Origin of the sequence: Acidiphilium sp. AL, assembly GCF_025499445.1 — a bacterium.
Classification (GTDB): Bacteria; Pseudomonadota; Alphaproteobacteria; order Acetobacterales; family Acetobacteraceae; genus Acidiphilium; species Acidiphilium iwatense.
On record NZ_JAIMBZ010000012.1, the window covers coordinates 15,579 to 33,322 of the forward strand.

The 17,744-nt window shown below is 65.5% G+C and carries 20 protein-coding genes; 4 read left to right on the forward strand and 16 right to left on the reverse strand.

Annotation, left to right across the window (positions count from 1 at the left end):
- The 12 genes from AiwAL_RS09305 to AiwAL_RS09360 all read right to left on the reverse strand — a co-directional run bounded on the left by AiwAL_RS09305 (position 1) and on the right by AiwAL_RS09360 (position 10,135).
- Entirely contained in the window at positions 1 to 1,185 is a 1,185-nt protein-coding gene (locus AiwAL_RS09305; protein ID WP_262312576.1) for a molybdopterin-binding protein, read from the reverse strand.
- Positions 1,186 to 1,403: 218 nt separating this feature from the next.
- Positions 1,404 to 1,859, reverse strand: coding sequence for a large conductance mechanosensitive channel protein MscL (mscL, locus tag AiwAL_RS09310; protein WP_262312577.1), 456 nt, complete (start codon positions 1,857 to 1,859; stop codon positions 1,404 to 1,406).
- A gap of 59 nt (positions 1,860 to 1,918) precedes the next feature.
- Complete coding sequence (queG, locus tag AiwAL_RS09315) at positions 1,919 to 2,971, reverse strand: tRNA epoxyqueuosine(34) reductase QueG (protein WP_408851485.1); 1,053 nt, start codon at positions 2,969 to 2,971, stop codon at positions 1,919 to 1,921.
- Positions 2,955 to 3,419 carry a preQ(1) synthase gene (queF, locus tag AiwAL_RS09320; RefSeq protein WP_262312579.1) on the reverse strand — a complete coding sequence of 155 codons (465 nt, stop codon included), beginning with the start codon at positions 3,417 to 3,419 and terminating at the stop codon, positions 2,955 to 2,957. The genes queG and queF overlap by 17 nt, the downstream gene beginning before the upstream one ends.
- On the reverse strand, positions 3,412 to 4,530 hold the full coding sequence (gene tgt / locus AiwAL_RS09325; RefSeq protein WP_262312580.1) for a tRNA guanosine(34) transglycosylase Tgt: 1,119 nt from the start codon (positions 4,528 to 4,530) through the stop codon (positions 3,412 to 3,414). The genes queF and tgt overlap by 8 nt, the downstream gene beginning before the upstream one ends.
- Positions 4,527 to 5,564 carry a tRNA preQ1(34) S-adenosylmethionine ribosyltransferase-isomerase QueA gene (gene queA, locus AiwAL_RS09330; RefSeq protein WP_262312581.1) on the reverse strand — a complete coding sequence of 346 codons (1,038 nt, stop codon included), beginning with the start codon at positions 5,562 to 5,564 and terminating at the stop codon, positions 4,527 to 4,529. The genes tgt and queA overlap by 4 nt, the downstream gene beginning before the upstream one ends.
- A complete protein-coding gene (locus tag AiwAL_RS09335; protein WP_235704252.1) occupies positions 5,561 to 6,109 on the reverse strand; it encodes a VUT family protein in 549 nt (182 codons plus the stop codon). Before AiwAL_RS09335 ends, queA begins: the two co-directional genes overlap by 4 nt.
- 3 nt (positions 6,110 to 6,112) lie before the next feature.
- Positions 6,113 to 6,508, reverse strand: coding sequence for a VOC family protein (locus tag AiwAL_RS09340; protein ID WP_235704251.1), 396 nt, complete (start codon positions 6,506 to 6,508; stop codon positions 6,113 to 6,115).
- 98 nt (positions 6,509 to 6,606) lie between these two features.
- Complete coding sequence (locus AiwAL_RS09345; RefSeq protein ID WP_235704250.1) at positions 6,607 to 8,253, reverse strand: fumarate hydratase; 1,647 nt, start codon at positions 8,251 to 8,253, stop codon at positions 6,607 to 6,609.
- Positions 8,254 to 8,270: 17 nt separating this feature from the next.
- A complete protein-coding gene (locus AiwAL_RS09350; protein WP_235704249.1) occupies positions 8,271 to 8,777 on the reverse strand; it encodes an SspB family protein in 507 nt (168 codons plus the stop codon).
- Between the two features lie 90 nt (positions 8,778 to 8,867).
- Positions 8,868 to 9,680, reverse strand: a complete 813-nt coding sequence (locus AiwAL_RS09355) for a GNAT family N-acetyltransferase (RefSeq protein WP_235704248.1) — start codon at positions 9,678 to 9,680, stop codon at positions 8,868 to 8,870.
- Positions 9,677 to 10,135, reverse strand: a complete 459-nt coding sequence (locus AiwAL_RS09360) for a Fur family transcriptional regulator (RefSeq protein ID WP_262312582.1) — start codon at positions 10,133 to 10,135, stop codon at positions 9,677 to 9,679. Before AiwAL_RS09360 ends, AiwAL_RS09355 begins: the two co-directional genes overlap by 4 nt.
- On the opposite strand from AiwAL_RS09360, the gene AiwAL_RS09365 reads away from it, so the two are divergent.
- Positions 10,122 to 10,823 (forward strand): RNA polymerase sigma factor, encoded by a 702-nt coding sequence (locus AiwAL_RS09365; RefSeq protein WP_235704246.1) that lies wholly within the window; start codon positions 10,122 to 10,124, stop codon positions 10,821 to 10,823. The two genes, AiwAL_RS09360 and AiwAL_RS09365, sit on opposite strands and share 14 nt — an antisense overlap.
- Entirely contained in the window at positions 10,820 to 11,548 is a 729-nt protein-coding gene (locus tag AiwAL_RS09370) for an anti-sigma factor domain-containing protein (protein ID WP_235704245.1), read from the forward strand. The genes AiwAL_RS09365 and AiwAL_RS09370 overlap by 4 nt, the downstream gene beginning before the upstream one ends.
- 1 nt (position 11,549) lies before the next feature.
- On the opposite strand, the gene xseA is transcribed toward AiwAL_RS09370, so the two are convergent.
- Positions 11,550 to 12,938 (reverse strand): exodeoxyribonuclease VII large subunit, encoded by a 1,389-nt coding sequence (xseA, locus tag AiwAL_RS09375; protein WP_235704244.1) that lies wholly within the window; start codon positions 12,936 to 12,938, stop codon positions 11,550 to 11,552.
- Between the two features lie 53 nt (positions 12,939 to 12,991).
- On the opposite strand from xseA, the gene purD reads away from it, so the two are divergent.
- The gene (gene purD, locus AiwAL_RS09380; RefSeq protein ID WP_235704243.1) at positions 12,992 to 14,263 is read left to right on the forward strand and encodes a phosphoribosylamine--glycine ligase; all 1,272 of its coding nucleotides are present in this window, start codon (positions 12,992 to 12,994) and stop codon (positions 14,261 to 14,263) included.
- 12 nt (positions 14,264 to 14,275) lie between these two features.
- On the opposite strand, the gene AiwAL_RS09385 is transcribed toward purD, so the two are convergent.
- From AiwAL_RS09385 to AiwAL_RS09395, 3 genes are all read right to left on the reverse strand, one after another.
- Positions 14,276 to 15,061, reverse strand: coding sequence for a class I SAM-dependent methyltransferase (locus AiwAL_RS09385; protein WP_262312583.1), 786 nt, complete (start codon positions 15,059 to 15,061; stop codon positions 14,276 to 14,278).
- Between the two features lie 173 nt (positions 15,062 to 15,234).
- Positions 15,235 to 15,507 (reverse strand): hypothetical protein, encoded by a 273-nt coding sequence (locus AiwAL_RS09390; protein ID WP_262312584.1) that lies wholly within the window; start codon positions 15,505 to 15,507, stop codon positions 15,235 to 15,237.
- A gap of 200 nt (positions 15,508 to 15,707) precedes the next feature.
- Positions 15,708 to 16,610 (reverse strand): LysR family transcriptional regulator, encoded by a 903-nt coding sequence (locus AiwAL_RS09395; protein WP_235704240.1) that lies wholly within the window; start codon positions 16,608 to 16,610, stop codon positions 15,708 to 15,710.
- A 91-nt stretch (positions 16,611 to 16,701) separates the two neighbouring features.
- On the opposite strand from AiwAL_RS09395, the gene AiwAL_RS09400 reads away from it, so the two are divergent.
- Complete coding sequence (locus tag AiwAL_RS09400; RefSeq protein ID WP_262312585.1) at positions 16,702 to 17,694, forward strand: NAD-dependent epimerase/dehydratase family protein; 993 nt, start codon at positions 16,702 to 16,704, stop codon at positions 17,692 to 17,694.
- Positions 17,695 to 17,744: the final 50 nt, after the last annotated feature.

The following is a 17,744-nucleotide window of genomic DNA, read 5'->3' on the forward strand; positions in this document are numbered from 1 at the left end:
CTAATCATATAGGTGCACGCGGACGATGTCGCCCGCCGCATACCCTTCCAGGGTTTCCGGCACCATGACGAAACCGGCGGCGCGGCAAGACGCCGCGAGATGGCCCGTCTCAACCGAACCGATCGGTGCAGCCTCGTCACCGGATACGGCAACCGGCACGATATCGGTGAAGCCGGTGGAAGAGACGATCTTGCGGCTCAGGGGCAGGGCGCCGATCCGATAGGGGAGATCTGTCGAAAGCCCGGCGATCCGGCGGATCAGCCGGCCGGCCAGCATGTCGTATGCCGCGAGACAAGCCATCGGATCGCCCGGCAGCAGGATTACCGGCACGGCGCCCAATTGCCCGAGCCCACTTGAGCCGCCGGGCCGCAGCGCGATGCCGTGGAGCGCCCGCGTACCGCCCGCTTCCGCCAAGGCGAGGCCCGCGATGTCATCTTCGCCCGTTCCCGAGCGACCGGCGATCAGGATGACATCCGCCGCACCCGCCTCCGCGACGGCGGCTTTGAAGGTCATCCGGCCTGATCCGGCCGGAACCCCGCCATCCCGCGTGGTCAGGGCGCGCAGCATCGGGCCGAGTTGATCCACGCCGCCGGTTTTCGACCCGGCGATCGCCAGCCCGACCAGCGGCCGCCGCAGGACCGCGACCCGCGCGATTCCGAGTGCTGCGAGCAGCGCGAGATCATGCGGCCGCAGCCGCCGCCCGGCCGCCAGCGCGACCGTTCCGGCCCGGATCAGGCTGCCGCGCGCCGCGACTCCCTCGCCTCGCGCTACCGGCTCCAGCATCTCCGCCCGATCCGCATCGATCCGAGAGACGGCGCCGAAATCCAGGATGGCGTCGCAGCCGGACGGCAGTGCGGTGCCGGCGGAAATCAGATGGGCGCGCGCCGCGCTCGCGGCATCGGACAAGGCAAAAGGCAGCGGATTATACGCGCTTGCGTCCTCGGTATCGGCGGCGCGGACCGCATAGCCATCCGCCGCCGCCAGATCGGCTGGCGGCAGGTCCTTCGGGGCCGCCACAGTCTCGGCCAGAACCCGCCCGGTCGCGTCCTCCGCCGGGACCGTCTCATGACCGAGCACGCTCCCCGCCGCGTCCAGCCAGCGCCAGGCCTGCGCGAGCGGCGCCCGGTCGGCAAAGCCGATGAGGCGAATGTCCCGCCAGGGTCGATGAGTGGTTCCGGCCGGCATGTCCGTGGTCCTGGTGTCCCGATTCGGAAGTTCGTTATCGCCAAACCTGGCACCATACGAACTTCCGAATCGAAAGGACACTAGCAAGTATATGAATCTAGAGTGGTTTTTGGTTCTGAAGTTCCTGAAAAGCGCCGCCGCATATGCGTAGGAACTTCAGAACCACCACAGTAGAGTATCCGTTCACATTGGCTCACGGGTGTTGCCCTAAATGTCGGTTACGCCTGCGGTCGCGACTTCAGCAGGTCGCGGATTTCGGTGAGCAACTGCTCGGTCGGGGTCGGCGCGGGTGCTGCTTCCGGCGGCGGCGGTTGGCGATAGAGCTTCTGCACCGTCCTGATCATCCAGAAAATCGCGAAGGCGACGATCACGAAATTAATCACCGCATTGACGAACAACCCGTAATTCAGCGTGACCGCGCCGGCCTTTTTCGCGGCGGCGATGGTCGGCTGAACCGCGCCCTTGAGGGTAATGAAGTGATTGGAGAAATCGACCCCGCCGGTGACCAGTCCGATCAGCGGATTGATGATATTTGCGACCAGGCTGGTGACGATTCCGGTGAACGCGGCGCCGATTACCACGGCGACGGCCAGATCGATAACATTGCCCCGGAGCAGAAACGTCTTGAACTCATCGATCCAGGCAGGTTTCTGTGGCCGGAATAATTGCGACATGCAAAGCCCCTTTTGTTTATCGAGCAGCCCAGATCATCTTTTTGTGAGATTCCGGCATATTATTCAAGATTTTTCAGTTGGTTGAGCGCCCAGCCCCCCGCTTCGGCGACCACCGGATCGGAATCCGCCGCGAGCCCGCGCGCCGCATCGAGCAGGCCGGGATCGTCAGAATTGCCGATCGCGACGGCGACATTGCGCGCGAACCGATTTCGTCCGATGCGCTTGACTGGGCCTCCGGCGAACAGCGCGCGAAATCCGGCCTCATCGAGCGTGGCGAGAACGGCTAGCCTCGGCGCCACCAGATCATTCCGTGCCGCCAGCTTCTGTTCCCGCCCTGCCTGTGCGAATTTGTTCCACGGGCATACCGCGAGGCAATCGTCGCACCCGTAAATCCGGTTTCCCATTGCGGTGCGAAATTCCACTGGAATCGGTCCATCATGCTCGATCGTGAGGTAGGAAATGCAGCGCCGCGCATCGAGTTTGTAGGGGGCGGGAAACGCATCGGTGGGGCAGGCGGCCTGGCACGCGGTGCAGGTGCCGCAGCGATCCGCGTGCGGCGCATCCGCCGGCAGGTCGAGCGTGGTCATGATCTCGCCGAGCAGCAGCCACGAGCCATGCCGGCGCGACACCAGATTGGTGTGCTTGCCCTGCCAGCCCAGCCCGGCCCGCCGGGCGAGCGGCTTTTCCATCACCGGCGCGGTATCGACGAACACCTTGACCTCCGCGCCCGCGCGTGACGCGATGAACTGGGCCAGATGCTTGAGCTTGCCCTTGATGACGTCGTGATAGTCCCGATGGCGCGCATAAACCGAAATATTGCCCCGATCGGTCCTCGCGAGCGTCGCCAGCGGATCGCCTTCGGGCGCATAGGACAGGCCGAGCGAAATGACCGTGACGGCATCGGGCCACATCGCGGCGGGGTCGCCGCGCTCGGCGGCGCGATCGGCCATCCAGCGCATCGTGCCGTGATGACCGGCCGCAAGATAGCCACGTAAACCATCCCGCTCAATCTTGGTCAGCGCGGCGCGGGTGAACCCGATCGCGTCGAACCCCAGCGCCGCCGCGCGATCCGTTATCGCCTTGCGGTGTGAGACCTTATCCACGGCCGCGATAGGGGGCGACCCCCTGATCCGGCAGAAATACGCCGTCCGGCGGGGCGCCGGTCTGCCAGAACACGTCGATCGGAATACCGCCGCGCGGATACCAGTAGGCACCGATCCTGAGCCAGAGCGGGGCAAGTAGATCGACCAGCCGTTCGGCGACCATCATGGTGCAGCCTTCGTGGAATGCGCCGTGGTTGCGAAACGAGGCCATGAACAGCTTGAGCGACTTGCTCTCCACGATCCAGGAGTCGGGGATGTAGTCGATCACGATATGGGCGAAATCCGGCTGCCCGGTGATCGGGCAGAGCGAGGTGAATTCCGGGCAGGTGAACCGCACCACGTAATGCCGGCCCTGGGCGGGAGCCGGCACCCGTTCGAGTTCGGCCTGTTCCGGGCTGTCCGGTGCGCGGCTTGCGCGGCCAAGCTGATGCAGCCCGGCATAGAGTTCGTCAGTCATCGCCTCTTGCCCATCCTTCGCGCGTCGCCACCGCATACTCTTCGAAGGTTTGCGTCTCGATCGCGCACCGCGCGCCCGCCATCAGGCGCTGATAGTAGGTCAGATTATGCGCCGTCAGCAGCATCGGACCAAGCATTTCCTCGGCACGGAACAGATGATGCAGATAGGCGCGGCTGTGGCGCGCGCAGCCAAGACAGGGGCATCCCGGATCGAGCGGCCGTGCATCGTCGGCGAACCGCGCGTTGCGCAGGTTGAAAATGCCGCGCGCGGTGAAGGCGCGCGCCGTGCGGCCGGCCCGCGTCGGCATCACGCAGTCGAACATATCGATTCCGCGCGCGATGCCGCCGAGCAGATCGTCCGGCGTGCCGACCCCCATCAGATAGCGCGGCCGATGGTCGGGCAGCAGCGGGTTGATGACGTCAAGCATCTCGAACATCCTGGTCTGGCCTTCGCCGACGGCGAGGCCGCCGATCGCGTAGCCCTCGAAGCCGATATCGGTGAGGGCGGCGGCGGATTCGGCGCGCAGATCGGGGAAGATGCCGCCCTGCACGATGCCGAACTGGCCATAGCCATCGCGCCTCGCGAAAGCATCGCGCGACCGCGCGGCCCAGCGCATCGACAGGCGCATCGACGCTGCCACTTCGTCATACGTCGCGGGAAATTTGGTGCATTCGTCGAACGCCATGGTGATCGTCGCATCCAGAGCGTGCTGAATCGCGATCGAGCGTTCCGGCGTCAGATGATGCGCCGAACCGTCGATATGCGAACGGAAAATCACCCCTATTTCGTCGAGTTTGCGCAGTTTCGCAAGCGACATTACCTGAAACCCGCCCGAATCCGTCAGAATGATGCCTGGCCAGTCCGCCATCCGGTGCAGCCCGCCCAGCGATGCGACCCGCTCGGCGCCGGGGCGCAGCATGAGGTGATAGGTGTTGCCGAGCACGATTTCGGTGCCGGTCGCGCGCACGGCATCCGCCGTCATCGCCTTCACCGTTCCGGCGGTGCCCACCGCCATGAAGGCGGGCGTCTCCGCCGTGCCATGCGCGCTCGCGATGCGCCCGCGCCGCGCGGCGCCATTCGTGGCGAGCAGCGAGAATCCGAAGCTGGTCATGGTTTCTCCAGCAAGCAGGCATCGCCGTAGGAATAGAAACGATAGCCCGCGCCGATCGCATGGGCGTAGGCGGTGCGGATGCGCTCCAGGCCGGCGAAGGCCGCGACCAGCATCAGCAGGGTCGAGCGCGGCAGATGAAAATTGGTCAGCAGCACATCGACCGCGCGGAACCTGTAGCCCGGCAGGATGAACAATTCGGTCTCGCCGGCCCAGGGATGGATCACGCCCGCCGCGTCGCTCGCCGTCTCCAGCACGCGCAGGCTGGTGGTGCCGACCGCGACGATTCGGCCGCCATTCTCCCGCGCGCGGTTGATCGTCCGTGCCGCCGCCTCGGAGATTTCGCCGCGCTCGGCGTGCATCCGGTGATCGGTGACGGTCTCGCCGCGCACCGGCAGGAAGGTTCCCGCGCCGACATGCAGGGTGACGCGGGTAAGCCCGATCCCACGTTCGGTCAGCGCATCCTGCAGCGCGCTCGTGAAGTGAAGCCCGGCGGTGGGTGCGGCGACCGCGCCCTCCCGCGCCGCGAACATGGTCTGATAATCCGTCGAATCCCGCGCCGTCGCTCCGTGAGCGCGCGGAATATAAGGCGGCAGTGCGAGCGCGCCCGCCTGTTCGAGTGCCGCCCGGAATGCCTCGCCGTCACGATCGAAGCGCAGTACCGCCGAACCATCGCCGGAGCGCGCGATCACCATGGCGGAAAATCCGTCTGCACCGTCGATCGCGATAGTCTCGCCCACACGCGCGCGCCGGGCATTGCGCAGCAGAACCCGCCAGGACCCATCGGCCAGGGGGCGATCAAGCGTGATGCCGATCCGCGCATCGCCGCGCCGTCCCTGTAATTGCGCGGGGATCACCCGCGTATCGTTGACCACGAGACAGTCGCCGGAGCGCAGCAGCGACGGCAGATCGCAAATCTGCCGATCATGCAGCCCGTCACGTGCGACATGCAGCAATCTTGCTGCGTCGCGCGGCCGCGCCGGTTCCGCCGCGATCCGTTCGGGCGGCAGATCGTAGTCGAAATCGGCGAGATTCATGCCGGGCTCGGCACCAGCCTGCGGGTCAACTGGATCAGCGGCAGGGCGATGCCGATCGACCAGAGCTTGCCGATCACCTGGCCCGGAAACAGCGCGAGCGACCCGAAGGCCAGCCAGAGAAACACCAGAGAATCGATGACGATGCCGGCCCCGGACGACGCCAGAACCGCCCGCGTCAGCCCGCGCCGTTGCAGCGGCGTGTAGATCGCGAAATCGGCGAATTCCGAGGTCGTGAACGCCGCCGCCGAGGCCAGCACCAGTGAAGCCGGCGCGACGAGTGCCGAGATCGCAGCCCCCAGCGCGACCGCGAGCAGACCCCAGCGCGCGCCGAGACAGCGCTGCACGATATCGCGCAGCACCAGTGCAAGCCCGGCGGTGAGAACGCCGGACGGCGCCATGATTCCCGGCGCCACCGGAATCAGGCACGGACCATGCGCGACGCACACGGTACCGATATTGCCGATCATCCAGTTCGACAGCGGAATCGTGATCAAAAACAGCGCGAAGGCGACCAGACCCAATCGCCGCCCAGCGGCGTCGTCCATCGATCAATCCTCCAGATAGCTGGCGATCTCGATGAGATTGCCGTCGGGATCGCGGCAATACACCGAGCGCATCGCACCCAGCGCGCCGGTTTTCATCGCCGGCCCCTCGATGATCGCGACGTTCTGTTCCTTGAGATGGGCGACGACATCATCGGTGCCGAGAGCAGTGACGAAACAGATATCGAGCGCACTGGGCTGCGGCTTCGCCGCGTGCGGACTGGATTCCGTGCCGGATTGGTGCAGATTGATTTTCTGCGCGCCGAACCGAAGGGCGAGGCGCCGGTCCGGTCCGAATTCCTCGCGCTCCATGCCCAGCACGCGCTCATACCATTCGGCGGTGACTCCGAGGTCGCCGCAGGTCAGCACGACATGGTCGATACGGTCGATGGTGAATTTCATGATCCGCTAACCAAGATTCGCGAAGAAGTCGTTGCCGCGCGGCAGCGCCGCAGGCGCTGCGCGCCAAGCCGAGAGAATGGGTACCGAATACGTCGTCATCATGCCAGATCCGCGAAGAAGTCGTTGCCCTTATCGTCGATCACGATGAAAGCCGGAAAATCTTCGACCTCGATTTTCCAGATCGCTTCCATGCCAAGCTCGGGATATTCTAGTAACTCGACATGCCTGATGTTGTCGCGCGCGAGCACCGCCGCCGGGCCGCCGATCGAGCCGAGATAGAATCCGCCATGCGCCTTGCACGCCTCGCGCACCGCGCGCGAACGGTTGCCCTTGGCGAGCATCACCAGCGATCCGCCCGCCGCCTGGAACTCGGCGACGTAGCTATCCATCCGCCCCGCCGTCGTCGGGCCGAAACTGCCAGTCGCCATGCCTTCCGGCGTCTTGGCCGGGCCCGCGTAATAGACCGGATGATCCTTGATGTAATCCGGCAAGTCTTCGCCGCGATCGAGCCGTTCCTTCAGCTTGGCGTGGGCGATGTCGCGCGCCACCACGATGGTTCCGGTCAGTGCTACCCGCGTCTTGACCGGGTGCCTGGATAATTCCGCGAGAATCTCCGCCATCGGCCGCTTGAGATCGATGCGCACCACCTCGCCGCCGAGATGCATGTCGGTCACCTCCGGCAGGTATTTTGCCGGATCGGTTTCGAGCCGCTCGAGGAACACGCCCTCCTTGGTGATTTTTGCTCGGATCTGCCGGTCCGCCGAGCACGACACGCCAATTCCGACGGGCAGGGACGCGCCGTGGCGCGGCAGCCGCACCACTCTGACGTCATGGCAGAAATACTTTCCACCGAACTGTGCGCCGATGCCGATCCGTCGAGTCATGTCCAGAATTTGTTGCTCCAGTACGCGATCGCGGAACGCATGGCCGAGTGCCGAGCCTTCCGCCGGCAATCCATCGAGCCAGCGCGTCGAGGCGAGCTTGACGGTTTTCATCGTCGTCTCGGCCGAGGTACCGCCGATTACGATCGCGAGGTGATAAGGCGGGCAGGCCGAGGTACCAAGTGTCTTCACCTTGGTTTCGATGAACTCGATCAGCTTCCCGGGATTCAGGATCGCGCGCGTCTCCTGATACAGAAAGCTTTTATTCGCTGAACCGCCGCCCTTGGCGACGAACATCAGCTCGAATTCCTCGGCATGCGCCTCGCCGGGCGCGGCCAGGATGTCGCACTGCACCGGCAGGTTGGTGCCGGTATTCACCTCGTCGTACATCGACAGCGGCGCCATCTGCGAATAGCGCAGATTGGTCTCGGTATAGGTGCGATACACCCCGCGCGAAAAGGCTTCCTCCTCGTCGCCCTCGACCCAGACGCGCTGGCCCTTCTTGCCGAACACGATGGCGGTGCCGGTGTCCTGGCACATCGGCAGCACGCCGCCGGCCGCGATATTCGCGTTCTTCAAAAATTCCATCGCGACGTAGCGATCATTCTCCGACGCCTCGGAGTCGTCGAGAATCGCCCGTAATTGGGCGAGGTGCCCCGGCCGCAGCAGATGCGAGACATCGCGGAACGCTTCGAAGGCGAGTGCCGAAAGCGTCTCGGGCGCGATCTTCACGATCGTTTTGCCGTCCACCCCGATCGTCGAAACGCCGCCAAGATCGAGCTTGCGCCACGGAGTCTCATCGTGGCCGAGCGGAAACATCGTGCTGAAGACGAAGTCCGGTGTTTTTTTGGCGATGACGTTCATGACGGATTTCCTTGCAATCAGTCCTTGGCGGGCGGCCGGCGGCGGAACGCATCGAGGCTGACCACATCCGCCGGTCCGGCCGGCTCGGTTCGCGGTTCGGCTTCCTCCGGCACCTCTTCGGGTGCGGGTGGCGCCTCGTCTTCGCGCGGCGCGAATTGCAGCCCGAACCGCACTTCGGGATCGGCGAAGGCGGTCACGGCGGCGAGCGGAATGTCGAGCGCCGAGGGTACGCCGCCGAAGGACAGCTTCACCGAGAACCGCCTGCCGGCCTCATCGACCCTGAGGTCGCGGAACTGGTGCTGGAGCACGATGGTCATTTCGTCGGGATACTGGGCGCGCAGCCGGTCCGGGATCGACACGCCCGGATGCGCGGTGCTGAAGGTGATGTAGAAATGATGGCCGCCCGGCAGGCCCTCCCGTTCCACGTGCTGCAAGGCACGTAACGCAACCAGGCGCAGCGCCTCCTCCGTCCATTCATCGTAGGGCAGCAGGCTGTCGGGGATCGGCGTATCGTCTTCGGCCATGTCGGATATTATGCCTCAAGCAGGGATGTCGCGCGCACGCATAGCGCGGCGCGCGGCGAAGGCCAACCGCGTCCGGCGCGCAGCGGGCGGCTATCGTGCCTGGCGCTCGTAATGCCGGTAATATTTCTCGGTGACCAGATCGGTCTGCACCACCACGGCGATGTCGGTGGTGTTGAACTGCCAGTCGATCACCGCGCCGTCGCCGACGAAGCCACCGAGCCGGAGATATCCCTTGATCAGGGGCGGCAGCCTTGCCAGCACCTGCTTCGGGTCGATCGTCGCCGCATCAAGCCGCCGCATATCGACATAGCGTTCCGGCAAAGCGCGCGGCCGGATGCTTTCCGGCGCCAGATGATGACAGAACAGATAGGTGAGATCGGGCGCAAGAGCGTTAAGATCGGTGCCGTGCAGGCTCGCGCAGCCGAACATCAGCTCGATATCATGCTGGAACACATAAGCCGCGATGCCGCGCCATAGCAATTGCATCACGGCGCGCGAGCGATAGGCCGCATCGACGCAGGATCGCCCGAGTTCGAGCAGCCTTCCGGGAAACCGCTCGAGTGCCGAGAGGTCGTATTCATCGGCCGAATAGAACCGACCCGTCCGAGCGACTGCTTCCTGGCGGATCAGCCGATAGGTGCCGACGACGCCGCGTGCATCGCCGGCGATGTCGTGATCGATGACCAGAAGATGATCGGCGATTGCGTCGAATCTGTCCCGGTCGCGGCGGCTCGCGGTGGCCTCCGCGTCGGCGGTCGCCCCCATCTCCTGGTAGAAGACGCGAAAGCGCAGGGCCTGGACGGCGTCGAGTTCGTTGGCGCTGGCCGCGAGGCGCACGCCAAGATTGCCGGCCCGCAATTCGCCGAAGCCAGCGGGCGCGCCGATCGCCGCTTCGGGAGTCATCGGGCAGGGATCTTTCCCGCACGCTCCGGCTCGGCGCGTGCGGGTTCGGAGCGGGCTTTCCGGCCGAACAGCTCGATCTTCAGTGAGACCAGTTCGAACCCGTGACGCGCGGCGACGCGGCGCATCAGTTGCTCGGTTTCCGGTTCGTCGAACTCGATCACTTTGCCGCTATCCTGATCGACCAGATGAAAATGGTCGTGCTCGCCGGACATTTCGTAGCGAGCGCGACGGCTGCCCAGGTTGCGCCGCTCCAGAATTCCGTGCTGCTCGAACAGACGCACGGTGCGGTAGACGGTGGCGAGCGAAATCCGCGGATCGAGCCGGTGGGCCAGCCGGTGCAACTCATCGACGTCGGGATGGCCGGTCGCTTCGGACAATACGCGGGCGATGGCCCGGCGCGGGCCGGTCATTTTGAGCCCGTTGGCCATGCATAGACGCTCGATGCGGGTCTCCATCCAGCGCCTTGTGAACCATCTGGGCCCCTCGGTCCACCCCTTTGAGACAGTGCTTTCGGGTTACGGAAATGTAACTGCTCGCATCCACATTGCCTGCCCTGGGGTAACATTATACAAGATGTTCGATGGCATGGAGAGCGATTGGGTGACGGAACAAGCGGCCAAAACGGCTGCCGAGGGGGAACTTGCCCTGGTTCTCGGCCGTTGTGCCGCGCGTGATCCTTCGGCGTTGCGCAGTCTCTACGATGCCATGGCGCCCACTCTTTTCGGCATCGCATTAAGGCTTCTGCGCAATCGCCCCCACGCGGAGGAGACATTGCAGGAGGCTTTCCTGCAAATCTGGCGCAATGCCGATCGGTTCGACGCCGCTCGCGGTTCGCCGCGCGCCTGGATGATCGGGATTTTGCGCTATCGCGCGCTCGACCGGCTGGAGACCGAGAACCGCCACACCGGCGATGGTGAACTGCCCGACATCGCCGCCGACATACCGGTCGGCATCGAAGACAGACGGGCCTTGTCGGACTGCCTCGGCGAATTGCCGGAAAACTGGCGCCGCTCGGTCCTGCTCTCCTTCGTCGAAGGATATTCTCACAGTGAGATCGCGGTCCGCACCAACACCCCGTTGGGCACGGTCAAGAGCTGGATCGCGCGCGGGCTCGACGCCCTGAAAAAGTGCCTCGAACGATGAGCGATCTCACCCCTCCGCCCCCCGATCGTGCCGGCGAATACGTCCTCGGTGTCCTGCGCGGCGAGGAACGGCGCGCCTTCGAGGCCGATCTGGCGCGCGATCCGGTTCTCGCGGCTGAAGTGGCCGCCTGGGAGGAGAGACTCCTGCCGCTCGCCCTCACGGTGCCCCAGGTTGAACCGCCGGCAACCGCGTGGAGCGAGATCGAGCGGATCATTTCACCCCCCGAGCCGCGAGCCGCGATATCCCGGCAGGCACCCCGGCGATTGGCGCCGTCCTGGCGCGAGCGCTTCTGGGATAATGTGGCGATCTGGCGCGGCATCGGCGCCGTCGCCGTCGCAGCGGCCATCGCGCTCGCCATCCTTCGGCCGCAACTTCCGGCGGCTCCGCATATGGTCGCCGTGCTTGCCAGCAAAAGCGGCCCCGTCTTCACTGTGGCGCTGCGCGGCGACGGTGCGATGAGCATCGCGCCGATCGGCCATATCCTGCCGCCTGCCGGCAAGGTCTGGCAGCTCTGGGCCGTTGCGGGCGGCGAGAAACCCGTGCCGATCGGATTCGTGAAACCGGGCCACACGGTGCTGCCGGCGAACGATATGCCGCCCGACCTGCGCAAGCCGAAAATCCTGATCGCGGTAACGGTGGAGCCGCCGGGTGGCGCGCCGACCGGCCAGCCGGACACGCCGATCGTGTTTTCCGGGCCATTGCTGCCGATCGGTTCGGCGTCCTGATCTACAGGTCCAGGCTGGGCTGAACCGGCGGGGATTTACGGGACTCGGTCCGTACCGCGACGCCGCCATCGCCGAACCTTATTTCGAACCGTGTAGCCGCCGATGCGGCCTTCGCCGAGGTGATCGGCTCGCCGTTCGGCCCGATCGCCAGGGCGAAACCGCGCGCCAGAACCGCGTTGTAGGACAGCCCTTCCAGCCGTGCCGCGAGAGAGTCGAGACGCAACCGCCCCTCCCGCAGCATCGCGCCCGTGGGCACGGCCATGCGATGGGTCAGCAAAGCGAGAGCGTGACGTTTCGCCGCGATCAGCTCGCGCGGGTGCATCAGCCGAGCGGTCATGCGCTCCAGCGCGCGGCGTCGTGCCGCCACTACATTGGGTAGCGCCAAAGCCAGCCGCTCGCCCCGATCATCCAGCCGCTGCCGCGCCGAACCGAGCAGCGAGGGCAGATCGGGCAGCGCCGCCGAGGCACGATCGAGCCGCAGCCGCGCCGCCTGGGCGATCCGCGTGAGCGCTCCGGCGATCCGCGCTCCCGATTGCGCCAGATTCGCGGCCAATGCGATCCGGTCGGGCACCGCCAACTCCGCCGCCGCCGTCGGCGTCGGCGCGCGCCGGTCGGATGCGAAGTCGATCAAGGTCGTGTCGGTCTCGTGTCCCACCGCCGAAATCAGCGGAATGGTGCTGGCCGCCGCCGCGCGCACGACCGCCTCGTCGTTGAACGCCATCAAGTCTTCCAGCGACCCTCCGCCGCGGGCAACGATCAGCACGTCCGGGCGCGGAATCGGCTCTCCCGGCGCGAGCGCAGAAAACCCTTCGATCGCCGCTGCAATCTGCGCCGCCGCCGCCTCGCCCTGCACTGCGACCGGCCAGAGCACGATGCGGCTCGGAAACCGCCGCGCGATCGTGGTTTTGATGTCCTGGATCACCGCGCCCTGCGGCGAACTGACCACACCGATTACGCGCGGCAGCATCGGCAGAGCCCGCTTGCGCGAAGCGTCGAACAGCCCTTCCTCGGCAAGTTTTTTGCGCAACCGCTCGATCCGCGCGAGCAGCGCGCCTTCGCCGGCATAGTCGAGCCGCTCGATGATGAGTTGGTATTCCGAGCGCTCGGGATAGGAGGTGATCCGCCCGGTCGCGATCACGTCCAGCCCGTTCTCCGGCTTGAGTCCCACCCGTGCCGCATTGCCCTTCCAGATGATCGCCCGAATTTTGGCGCCTTCATCTTTCAGGGCGAGATAGGTGTGGCCCGAGGCATAAATCTTCATCTCGGTGATCTCGCCGCGCACCCGCACCCGGCCGAACGCCGTCTCCAGCGTGCGCTTCACCGCTCCGGCGATTTCCGAGACGGTCAATTCCGGCAGATTGCCGGCCGGCGCTTCAATGGTTTCACTCATCGCACGCAACTATGCTAAGCGCGCGCCGGTTGCACAAGCGGACAGGAGCGAAAATGCGGGTTCTGGTGGTGGGCGGCGGCGGGCGGGAACACGCGCTCGCATGGAAGATCGCGCAAAGTCCGGTACTCACCAAATTGTTCATCGCCCCCGGCAATCCCGGCACCGAATCGCTTGGTGAAAACGTCGCTATCCAAGCCGACAATATTCCGGCTCTGGTTGCATTCGCCCAGGAGCACAAGATCGACCTCGTGGTTCCCGGCCCCGAAACCCCGCTCGCCTTCGGCATCGCCGATGCCCTGGCGGAAACCGGCATTGCCTGTTTCGGCCCGTCGCGCGCCGCCGCCAAACTCGAATCTTCGAAGCGTTTCACGAAGGAAATCTGCGATCAGGCCGGCATTCCCACCGCCGCCTGGGCGAGCTTCACCGATGCCGCCGCCGCCCGCGCCTATCTTGCCGCCCATTCGGCGCCGATCGTGGTGAAGGCCGATGGTCTCGCCGCCGGCAAGGGCGTCGTCGTCGCCGAAACCCAGGCCGAAGCCGAAGTGGCGGTCGCCGCCATGCTCGAAGCCGGCATCCACGGCGCATCCGGCGCGGAAATCGTCATCGAGGAATGCCTGACCGGCGCAGAAATTTCCTTGTTTGCTCTTTGCGATGGCGAAACCGCCCTGTTCTGCGGCGCCGCCGCCGACCACAAGCGGGTCGGCGAGGGCGATACCGGCCCCAATACCGGCGGCATGGGCGCGGTCGCACCGCCGCCCGCCGCGACCCAACCGATCATCGACGCCGCCATGGCAAAAATCATCCGCCCCGCGCTTGCCGCCATGGCGCGGCGCGGCACTCCGTTCCGCGGCTTCCTGTTCGCTGGGCTGATGCTCACCGCAACCGGGCCAAAGCTGATCGAATTCAACGTCCGCTTCGGCGATCCCGAATGCGAAGCCCTGATGCCGCTGCTCGGCACCGATCTCCTACCCATTCTTGCCGCCGCGGCGGCCGGTAAACTCGACCCCTCCGCCGAACTCGTCTGGTGCGGCGGCGCCGCCGCGACGATCATCCTCGCCGCCAAGGGCTATCCCGGTGCCCACGAAAAAGGCGGTCCCATCGACCTCGCCAACGCCGGCAATCTGCCAGGAATCGAACTTTTCCACGCCGGTACGGCGCGGCAAGGTGCAACTCTGGTCAGCACCGGCGGCCGTGTCCTCGCCGTCACCGCTACCGGCGCCGATCTCCCCGCCGCGATCGGCAGCGCCTACCGCGCCGTGGATGCGATTGGCTTCCCCGGCGGTTTCTGCCGCCGCGATATCGGCGCCAAGGCGCTGCCGATATGAACGCCGCCGGACTCAGGATTTGATCGCGCTCAGCACCGCGGATCGGTAAGCGATCCTCACGCCCGCCTCGGTTTTCTGTGCCCCCACGCCAAGACGATCGCCATCGACGCTGGCCTCGATGAGGGCCACGAGGCCCGAGCGATCCCCGCCTTCAGGGAAGGATTTTTCAGCCAGATCGGCGGCAAGATAGGACATCTGAAACATCCGTATCTCGGGTTCGCCGAGCCCGGCTTCGATGAAAAGGGTGCGCAGGGTCTCGAACGTCCGAAACGCGACCGTGGACGGATCGCGCAGGCGCTCCATGCGGTTGAATGCCTCGGCCTTCTGCCGGTCGTCCGATGCCAGCCCGTCGCACAGCACGATGCGTCCGCCGGGCGCGGTCAGGCGAACCATTTCCCCGAAAGCGCGGACTGGGTCCTGAAGATGGTGAAACGCGAAGCGGCAGGTGCAGATATCGAACCACCCGTCGGGATAGGGAGCATCATAAATGCTGCCTTCCAGCCATTCGATGTCGGCGAATCCCTGCTTTTCGGCGCGGGTACGGGCCTGATCGAGCATCGCGGCGGTGGCGTCCAGGCCGACGACATGCGTGGCGCAGCGCGCGAGAGCGCAGGCAACCGAACCGGGGCCGCAGGCAAGATCGATCACGCGGTCGCGCGGACCGGGGTTGGCTGCCTCGACGATAAGCGCAGTGACATCATCGCCGTGAAGTTCCGGGGCGGCGGCGAAGCCTGCCGCCTGCCGGGTGAACTGGTCGACGATCGCACGATCATGCGCCGTAATATCGTTGATGGTCATAGGGAAAAGCTCCGAAATGAAGGGCGGCGACGCGTCGGACCGGCCCCGCGCAGGGGCCGGTCAGCTAAGTCGGAGCAGCGTGCCGTTCGGAGCCATCCGGCAACGATGTTGACAACTTGGCGCGGAGTCAAGCGCCTGCGCCGAAGCGGATGAAAGGCGCTCTTCGGTTATTTTTATTTGTGGGCCAGGGGGGCGAAGGCTGGATAGGCATCATGGCCGGCCTGCACCCATTGCGGGGAGCCCGAGGTTGCCGGGGTTCCGAATGAAACGGCGGTGCCGCTGCGCGCGGCGGTCACGACGGCAATTCCGCTGGAACTCGCCATGTTCTCCATTTGCGGCGCGATCTGCGCGATACGGGTCGGTTGGGGCTGGGCGGCCATCGCGCTTCCCGTCGTCATCAGGGTTGCGGCCGTCAGGGCCGCCATCAGGGTTCTCTTCGTAGTCATTGAGTCTTTTCCTTTTTTGTCGCATCCGGCGGGTCGTCCGATCCGTCCGGTTGGGGAGCCCGGTCGGCGACGGCCGATCCGGCCGCGCCTGGGCTTGACCGCAATCTGGGATGCATGCCGCGCGCTTGAATGCCCATGGACTGACATGATTCTCATCCGCCGCGCGCATGGATGTGCCGCGGCTCTCCCTGCGGCGGCGATCAGCGCCTGCCGTGGGCCGAGACGATCAGCCGTTGCAATTCCTGGCCGAGATGGTCGAACACCAGACGGACGCGGCGGCTCGCGCGCAAATTCTCATGCATGACGATCCAGGTATCGAGCCAGACCTCGAATGCGCCGGCCAGCACGCGAATCAGTGCCGGATCGCGCTTCGCGATCGGCACCTGGCATACGCCTATGCCATAGCCGGCGCGGATCGCGGCAAGCTGGGCGAGATCGCTGTCGGTGCGCAGGGCGAAGTTTTCGCGCACCGCCCAGGACGGCAAGTCGCCGAGCGACCGTGCGGACAGCGTCTGCCGGTCGAAGCCGATCAAGGCGTGCCGCTCCAACTCCTCGAAATTCGCCGGGGTGCCGTTGCGGTCGAGATAGTCGCGCCTCGCATAGAGTCCGAGCTTGATTCGCCCGACACTCTTCGCCACCAGGGCTTCCTGCACGGGCCGCACCATCCGCACCGCGATGTCCGCATCCCGGCGCAGGAGATCCTCCGTGCGGTTCGACAGAACGAGTTCGAAGGCAAGCCTCGGATGCGTCATGCGCAGCCCGGCCAGGATTGCCGGCAGAATTTCCGCGCCGACGATCTCGCTCGCGGTGATCCGCACGATCCCCGCATCCGATGCCATCGCCCCGGAGGCGACCCGGCTTAACGCATGGGAAGCTGATTCCATCGCCTCGGCCTCGGGCAACAGCGCCAGCGCCAGATCCGTCGGCGTCAGGCCCTGCGGTGAGCGGGTGAATAATGGTGAGCCCAGCGTGTGCTCCAATTGGTTCACATGCCGGCCAAGGGTCGGCTGTGCGATGCGGAGCGTGCGGGCGGCACCGGACAGGCTGCCCACACGCATCACCGCGAGAAAGGAGCGATAGAGATGCCAGCCGGGGCCAGTCATACGAAAATGTATAGCGATCAGACAGATTTAAGCAATTTTGAATTGGATGGCGTGGCGGCAGAATGAGTCATCGGAATTGATGGAGAGCGATATGAACGATGACCGGCGGGCTTTGGTGTTGGGGGTGACCGGTGGGGTTGGCGATGCGGTGGCGCGGGTTCTCTGCGCGTGCGGCTGGCGCGTGACCGCGCTGCATCGCGACCCGGCACGAGCGCGGATCGGCCGGTCCGACATCGACTGGGTGCGGGGTGACGCGATGAACGGGAAAGACGTTCATATGGCTGCCAGGGGATGTGACCTGATCGTTCATGCGGTGAATCCGCCTGGATATCGCAACTGGCGCGGTCTTGCCCTGCCGATGCTGCGCAATACCATCGCCGCCGCGTCCGCGCAGGGTGCGCTCATTCTGTTTCCGGGCAACATCTACAATTACGGGCCGGACGCATTCCCGCTGCTCGGCGAGGCATCGCCGCAAAATCCGCTCACGCGCAAGGGAAGCATCCGGGTCGCGATGGAACGGGAACTGACGCGCGCCGCCGATGCCGGGGTAAGAAGCCTGATTGTGCGCGCCGGCGATTTCTTCGGCCCACATGCAGGGAATAGCTGGTTTTCCCGAGGATTGGTCAAAGCGGGCGCGCCGCTGCGGTCCGTCACCTATCCGGGCCGGCCGGATGCGGGACATGCCTGGGCATATCTGCCCGATCTTGCGGAGACGATGGTCCGCCTGGCTGAACGGGCGAACGAACTGGCTCCTTTCGAAACCTTCCATTTCGCCGGCCACGGACTGCCACGCGGCCTCGATATGGCCGAGGCGATCCGGCGTGTCGTGGAGCGACCCGATCTGCCGGTGCGGAAATTTCCCTGGCCGGCTGCCTATCTCGCCGCGCCCTTCGTGACCACGCTGCGCGAGATGCTGGAGATGCGCTATCTCTGGCGCGAGACCGTTCTGCTCGACAATACCAAGCTGACCGCGTTTCTGGGCGCCGAGCCGCATACCCCGCTCGACGACGCGGTGCGAGCCTCGCTTCAGGGCTTGGGCTGCCTTGAACCCGGCTATATGAACAATTTAGTAAATTTTATATGATTCGCGCCGGGTCCGGTGCTATGCTGCCGATGCACCGAAACATCCACGCA

Excerpts from the sequence above, each read along its gene's own strand:
- AiwAL_RS09395 (WP_235704240.1), bottom strand. The coding sequence starts at position 16,610 with ATGACTGGCCCCGGCTGGCATCTCTATCGCTCCTTTCTCGCGGTGATG.
- AiwAL_RS09370 (WP_235704245.1), top strand. The coding sequence starts at position 10,820 with ATGAGCGATCTCACCCCTCCGCCCCCCGATCGTGCCGGCGAATACGTC.
- queF (WP_262312579.1), bottom strand. The coding sequence starts at position 3,419 with ATGACTGACGAACTCTATGCCGGGCTGCATCAGCTTGGCCGCGCAAGC.
- AiwAL_RS09350 (WP_235704249.1), bottom strand. The coding sequence starts at position 8,777 with ATGGCCGAAGACGATACGCCGATCCCCGACAGCCTGCTGCCCTACGAT.
- AiwAL_RS09360 (WP_262312582.1), bottom strand. The coding sequence starts at position 10,135 with ATGGAGACCCGCATCGAGCGTCTATGCATGGCCAACGGGCTCAAAATG.
- AiwAL_RS09385 (WP_262312583.1), bottom strand. The coding sequence starts at position 15,061 with ATGACCATCAACGATATTACGGCGCATGATCGTGCGATCGTCGACCAG.
- AiwAL_RS09400 (WP_262312585.1), top strand. The coding sequence starts at position 16,702 with ATGAACGATGACCGGCGGGCTTTGGTGTTGGGGGTGACCGGTGGGGTT.
- AiwAL_RS09345 (WP_235704250.1), bottom strand. The coding sequence starts at position 8,253 with ATGAACGTCATCGCCAAAAAAACACCGGACTTCGTCTTCAGCACGATG.
- AiwAL_RS09340 (WP_235704251.1), bottom strand. The coding sequence starts at position 6,508 with ATGAAATTCACCATCGACCGTATCGACCATGTCGTGCTGACCTGCGGC.
- AiwAL_RS09335 (WP_235704252.1), bottom strand. The coding sequence starts at position 6,109 with ATGGACGACGCCGCTGGGCGGCGATTGGGTCTGGTCGCCTTCGCGCTG.
- AiwAL_RS09390 (WP_262312584.1), bottom strand. The coding sequence starts at position 15,507 with ATGACTACGAAGAGAACCCTGATGGCGGCCCTGACGGCCGCAACCCTG.
- AiwAL_RS09355 (WP_235704248.1), bottom strand. The coding sequence starts at position 9,680 with ATGACTCCCGAAGCGGCGATCGGCGCGCCCGCTGGCTTCGGCGAATTG.
- mscL (WP_262312577.1), bottom strand. The coding sequence starts at position 1,859 with ATGTCGCAATTATTCCGGCCACAGAAACCTGCCTGGATCGATGAGTTC.
- purD (WP_235704243.1), top strand. The coding sequence starts at position 12,992 with ATGCGGGTTCTGGTGGTGGGCGGCGGCGGGCGGGAACACGCGCTCGCA.
- AiwAL_RS09365 (WP_235704246.1), top strand. The coding sequence starts at position 10,122 with ATGCGGGTCTCCATCCAGCGCCTTGTGAACCATCTGGGCCCCTCGGTC.
- queA (WP_262312581.1), bottom strand. The coding sequence starts at position 5,564 with ATGAATCTCGCCGATTTCGACTACGATCTGCCGCCCGAACGGATCGCG.
- xseA (WP_235704244.1), bottom strand. The coding sequence starts at position 12,938 with ATGAGTGAAACCATTGAAGCGCCGGCCGGCAATCTGCCGGAATTGACC.
- AiwAL_RS09305 (WP_262312576.1), bottom strand. The coding sequence starts at position 1,185 with ATGCCGGCCGGAACCACTCATCGACCCTGGCGGGACATTCGCCTCATC.
- tgt (WP_262312580.1), bottom strand. The coding sequence starts at position 4,530 with ATGACCAGCTTCGGATTCTCGCTGCTCGCCACGAATGGCGCCGCGCGG.